We start from the raw sequence: 373 nt of genomic DNA, 5'->3' as shown, positions 1-373 counted from the left end.
ATCATGCACAGCCACGAAAACACCACCCGCCTGATGCCCGATGTCGCCTCCCAGGCACAGCCGCATCTGACCGGTGCGTTGGACTGGGTGGGCATGGACAACATCGAGGTGCCGGTACATTTCGACGCGGGCGATGGCGAGGTGCAGCGCACCAACGCGCAGGTGGGCGCCTTCGTCAACCTGTCGCGGGCGGACAAGCGCGGTATCCACATGTCACGGCTGTACTTGCTGGTCGATCGCCACCTCAGTACTCGGCCATTGAGCTCGACCGTGCTGCAGGATCTGCTGCACGCCTTTCTCGAGTCGCACGGAGGTCTCTCCGATCGCGCCCGCCTCAGCATCCGTTTCGACGTGCTGGTTCGTCGTGCTGCAC

1 protein-coding gene is annotated in these 373 nt (G+C 63.8%); it reads left to right on the top strand.

Annotated elements, in window-relative coordinates; all coding sequences use genetic code 11:
- Positions 1-373 (top strand): GTP cyclohydrolase, FolE2/MptA family (locus CKO33_RS13210; protein ID WP_200182690.1); only part of this gene is annotated, 373 nt, incomplete at both ends.

It is taken from the genome of Ectothiorhodospira mobilis (genome assembly GCF_016584115.1).
GTDB classification, from domain to species: Bacteria; Pseudomonadota; Gammaproteobacteria; order Ectothiorhodospirales; family Ectothiorhodospiraceae; genus Ectothiorhodospira; species Ectothiorhodospira mobilis.
The sequence above is the reverse complement of the archived record's forward strand: the minus strand, read 5'-3'. Positions and strand labels throughout refer to the sequence as shown.